This window comes from Mesorhizobium sp. M1A.F.Ca.IN.020.06.1.1 (assembly GCF_004023265.1).
Classification (GTDB): Bacteria; Pseudomonadota; Alphaproteobacteria; order Rhizobiales; family Rhizobiaceae; genus Mesorhizobium.
Window position 1 is genome coordinate 1 of record NZ_RZSR01000463.1, and the last position, 4589, is coordinate 4589.

The 4589-nt window shown below is 62.0% G+C and carries 5 protein-coding genes; 4 read left to right on the plus strand and 1 reads right to left on the minus strand.

The window, feature by feature from the left end:
- Positions 1–53: 53 nt before the first annotated feature.
- Positions 54–1238 carry a mannonate dehydratase gene (gene uxuA, locus EOA60_RS19775; protein ID WP_095823339.1) on the minus strand — a complete coding sequence of 395 codons (1185 nt, stop codon included), beginning with the start codon at positions 1236–1238 and terminating at the stop codon, positions 54–56.
- Positions 1239–1428: 190 nt separating this feature from the next.
- On the opposite strand from uxuA, the gene EOA60_RS19780 reads away from it, so the two are divergent.
- From EOA60_RS19780 to EOA60_RS19795, 4 genes are all read left to right on the plus strand, one after another.
- Positions 1429–2160: an FCD domain-containing protein gene (locus EOA60_RS19780; protein ID WP_095823340.1), complete on the plus strand. Its 732-nt coding sequence runs from the start codon at positions 1429–1431 to the stop codon at positions 2158–2160.
- Between the two features lie 17 nt (positions 2161–2177).
- The gene (locus tag EOA60_RS19785; protein ID WP_095823341.1) at positions 2178–2963 is read left to right on the plus strand and encodes an SDR family oxidoreductase; all 786 of its coding nucleotides are present in this window, start codon (positions 2178–2180) and stop codon (positions 2961–2963) included.
- 661 nt (positions 2964–3624) lie between these two features.
- Positions 3625–4305 carry a WecB/TagA/CpsF family glycosyltransferase gene (locus EOA60_RS19790; protein WP_245322278.1) on the plus strand — a complete coding sequence of 227 codons (681 nt, stop codon included), beginning with the start codon at positions 3625–3627 and terminating at the stop codon, positions 4303–4305.
- Positions 4302–4589: FAD-dependent monooxygenase (locus tag EOA60_RS19795; protein ID WP_164899414.1), on the plus strand; the 288-nt coding region annotated here is incomplete at its 3' end. The genes EOA60_RS19790 and EOA60_RS19795, both read left to right, overlap by 4 nt.

The following is a 4589-nucleotide window of genomic DNA, read 5'->3' on the forward strand; positions in this document are numbered from 1 at the left end:
GTCATTATGCAGCGAATTGCGCTCGCCGGTAATGTGGGTGGAAAGTTTCGATTCTATGCCAGCCCGAACCGTTCGACGGCCCGCATGATGCCGCGCAGTTCGGCGAGGCCCTTCAGCCTGCCGATCAGCGAATAACCGGGATTGATCCTGGTCTTGCCGATGTCATCGGCGAGTAGATGTCCGTGATCGGGTCGCATCGGAATGCGCCAGTCGGCGCGGCCTTCCTTCCGACGGCGCGCTTCCTCCTGCATCAGGGCGAGGATGACATGCGCCATGTCGGTGCCGCCCTCGAGATGTTCGGCCTCATAGAAGGAGCCGTCATCCTCGATGGTGACGTTGCGCAGATGGACGAAATGGATGCGGCCGGCGAACTCCTTGACCATGGCAACGATGTCGTTGTCGGCGCGCGTGCCGTAGGAGCCTGTGCAGAATGTCAGCCCGTTTTCCGGGCTCTCCACGGCATTGAGGATGAACCGCGCATCTTCAGCTGTCGAAACGATGCGCGGCAGGCCGTAGAGCGAGAAGGGCGGATCGTCGGGATGGATGCACATGCGCACCCCTTCCTGTTCGGCGACCGGAATAATCTCGCGCAGGAACCAGGCGAGATTGTCGCGCAATTCCCTTGGCCCAATCGAATCGTACTCGGCCAAGGCCTCGCGAAAACTGTCCCGGTTGTAGCTGCGCTCGGTGGCGGGCAGTCCGGCGATAAGGTTACGCTCGATCCGGTCGATTTTCTCGTCGCTGAGCTCTTTCAATCGCGCTTCCGCTTCGGCGATGCGCGCGGCGCTGTAGCCGGCCTCGGCATTCCGTCGCTTCAGCACGAACAGGTCGTAGGCCGCGAAATCGATCGCGTCGAAACGCAATGCATAACCCGTCGTCGGAAGGCGATACGCCAGATCGGTGCGGGTCCAGTCGACCACAGGCATGAAATTGTAGCAGATCGTCGCGATGCCGGCCTTCGCCAGCGCTCGGATCGTATCCTTGTAAAAGCCGACATAGCGCAGCCGTTCCGGCGAGCCGATCTTGATCGAGTTGTGGACGGGGATGCTCTCGACGACCGACCAGGTCAGCCCCGCCGCCTCGATGATCCGCTTGCGCTCCAGGATGTTTTCTAGCGGCCAGGCGCGCCCGTCATAGATGTCGTGCAGCGCCGAGACGACGCCCGTCGCCCCGGCCTGCTTGACGTGATCCAGCGTCACCGGATCGTCCGGGCCATACCAACGCCAGCACTGCTCCATTTGCTGCCTTCCTTTGAGAGAGAGCGGAAACTTATTGTTGGACCAGGATGAGAGTCAATCGACAATTTCGGCTTTCTCGAACGCCTGACGGCCGACAGGTAGCGCGGTAAACTGATCGAGACGGCGTCCAACTCGATTGTTTTCCCGGAATCTTGGGATATCCTGGTCCAACAATTTGGGAGATTCGTCATTGGAAAATTCTCACGCCGCGCGCGAGAGCGGCGCCCGCCGCCACGCCGGCGGCAGCTCGGCGGTCGATGCCGCGGCCGGGCGGATCCTCGATCTCATCCGCTCGCGGCAGCTGAATGTCGGCGACGTGCTGCCGACAGAGCGCGAGCTCAGCGAGATCACCGGCGCCAGTCGCAACACCGTGCGCGAGGCTTTGCGCGCTATCCGGACCTACGGGCTGATCGAACCGAAACCCCGCGTCGGGGCTGTGCTCGCGGACGGGCATGGCATCGCCATCCAGAATTTCTTTGCCGCGCATATGGATGTCTCGCGCTCCTCCTTCGCCGACATTCAGGGCTTCAGGCGCATCATCGAAGTCGGCATCGGCGACCACATCGTGCTCAACGCCACCAACGAGCAGATCGAAGCGCTCGACGCGGTCAACGCGCGGATCGTCGAGAGCCGCTCGATCGAGGAAGCCGCCGAGAATGATTTCGACTTCCACATGGCGTTGATCGGGCTGGCGGACAACCGCATGCTGTCGGACATGTATTCCTTCCTTTCCCCGGTGATCCTGCGGATCATGACCATCGGCAAGGAGATGCGCCCGGTCCTGGCCGACACCCGCGCCGCGCATGGCGAGATCGTCGCCGCCCTGCGCGCGCGCGACAGGGTGGCCTACGCCTACCTGATGAGCCGCCATCTGGATTTCGCCCTGCGATTCCTGCCGGAAGAGCCGGGTTCCGACACGTGACTGAAGGAGTTCCCGCAATGAAGGATTTTGTTGGCAAGGTCGCCCTGGTGACGGGGACGACGGGAATCGGTCTGGCAACCGCCAGGCGCCTCGCCGCAGGGGGTGCTGCGATCATCGCCTGCGGCATCGACCGCTCGGCCAATGCGGCAATGAGAGCGGAGCTGGAAAGTTCCGAAGCCGGCGCGCTGGTCGTCGACACCGACGTCTCCGTGGCGGACCAGGTCCGCGATGCCGTCGCTGCCGGGGTCGCACGGTTCTGCGGCCTCGACGTGATCGTCAATTCGGCGGCCGTCCATCCCTACGGAACCGCGACCACGACCGACTGGGAAACATGGAACAAGGCCATGACGGTCAATGTCGGCTCGATCTACCTGACGGCGCATTACGGCATCCCCGAAATGATCCGTCGCGGTGGCGGCGCCATCGTCAATGTCGCCTCGGTGCAGGGTTTCGCCTGTCAGCAGAACGTCGCCGCCTATGCCACGACCAAGGGCGCAATCCATACGCTGACGCGTTCGCTGGCGCTGGATTACGCGGCGGCTGGCATCCGGGTCAATTCGGTCAGCCCAGGCTCGATCCGCACACCGATCCTGGAGAAGGCCGCGCGTGGCGAAACCGGCAGCGATGCCGATGTCGAGGAAGCGTACAGGCGCTTCGGTGCGGCGCATCCGCTTGGCCGCATCGGCGAACCAGAAGAAGTGGCCGAACTCATCGCCTTTCTGTGCTCCTCCAGAGCGAGCTTCTGCACCGGCGCGGATTACAAGATAGACGGCGGCCTGACCGCCGGCATCGGTGTGAAATAGAGGCATGAAGATCGGTCTTGGCCTTTGCCGGAGTAGCTGACGCCGGACGATTTCCGCTTTGCCCGTCAGGCGGCGCCATGAATGTCGCTCCCCGCCTCACAACTGATTTTCGTGGCCCCGACGATCACCCAGGATAGATCAGGAGCTCGTTGGCATTGCAATGTGGTCGCACCAGTGGCGATCGCATCGCATTCGTGTTGAAAACGCAGGTTCAAAATCACCCAAAAGCAAGTGAAGTCGAGGTCAAAAGGTTTAAACTGATTTATATTTCGATTCAAATTGTCCATATTAACTAACTATTAACATGTCGCTTAACTTTTTGATTTTTTTACGTATGGTGCCATGAAGGAGGTAGTTCGAACTACCGGAGAATGGGGCGACTTCTCCTATGCGAAAAGTTTTAGAAACTTCAAAAAGAGATTTTGAACAACACAGCGTTACGACCGGCGGATCGGATCCGCTCCACTCCAGCCAACATCTGAACCATGAGACCTCTCGTTTTCCGCGGCTGCAGCACCAGACTTCGACCGGACGTCCAAGCGTGACCGCCGTGGCAGCGCTAGAAGCAGCCCCTTCCCGGCAGGACCTGCCTGCACTGCCGACGGTGCAGCTTGGCGGGCTGCCTGTCACCGTGATCGACCGGCAGGGCGCCGCCCGCTTGATGCTCGCGGCGGCGCGGCAGCACCGCCATGGCAGCCGTCCCTACTACTTCACCTCCGTCAACGGCGAGGTCATCGCCCAGGCTCGCGCGAAATCGGAGATCGCCGCCCTCTTCCGCGAAGCCGATCAGATCTTCGCCGACGGCCAGCCACTTGTGCTCGCCTCGCGCCTATTGTGCTGCACGCGGTTGCCGGAACGGGTGGCCACCACCGATCTGTTCCACGATGTCGCAAAGCTCGCCGAGAACGAGGCCGCGACCTTCTACCTGCTTGGATCGACTGAGGCCGGGAACGCCAAGGCCGTGGCCGCCATCAAAGCCAGCTATCCGCGCCTGCGCATCGTCGGCCACAGCCACGGCTACCTGACCGGCGAAGCACTCGAGAAAAAGCTCGAAGAGATCGACGCGCTTGCACCGGACATTTTGTGGCTCGGCCTCGGCGTGCCGCGCGAGCAGATCTTTGTCCGCGATTTTGGCTCGCGGCTCTCGAATGTCGGTGTGATCAAGACTTCCGGAGGGCTGTTCGACCATATTGCCGGCAAGGTCCGGCGCGCCCCGCTCTGGGTCCAGAAGGCGGGTTTCGAATGGCTGTGGCGCATGTTGATGGAGCCGCGCCGGCTGTTCTGGCGCTACTTCACCACCAATCCCCGTGCCCTTTATGCCCTGTTGAGGTATTCCCAATGACAGCCGAACATTCGCTGCGTCCGCTGCCGGAGGGAACCGACACGGAGATCGCTGTCGTCGGCGGCGGGCTCTCCGGGACACTTGCCGCGACTCTCCTCGGCCGGTCAGGCTACCGTGTCACGCTGATCGACCGCCACCCCGTTTTTCCGCGCGAGTTCCGTGTCGAGAAGATCGCCGGCGACCAGATCGACAAGCTGCGCCGGATCGGCCTCCTCGACAGTCTTTCCACGGCGGCCGCGGCATTCGACGAGATCGTCAACGTGCGCAAGGGGCGAGTGCTCGAC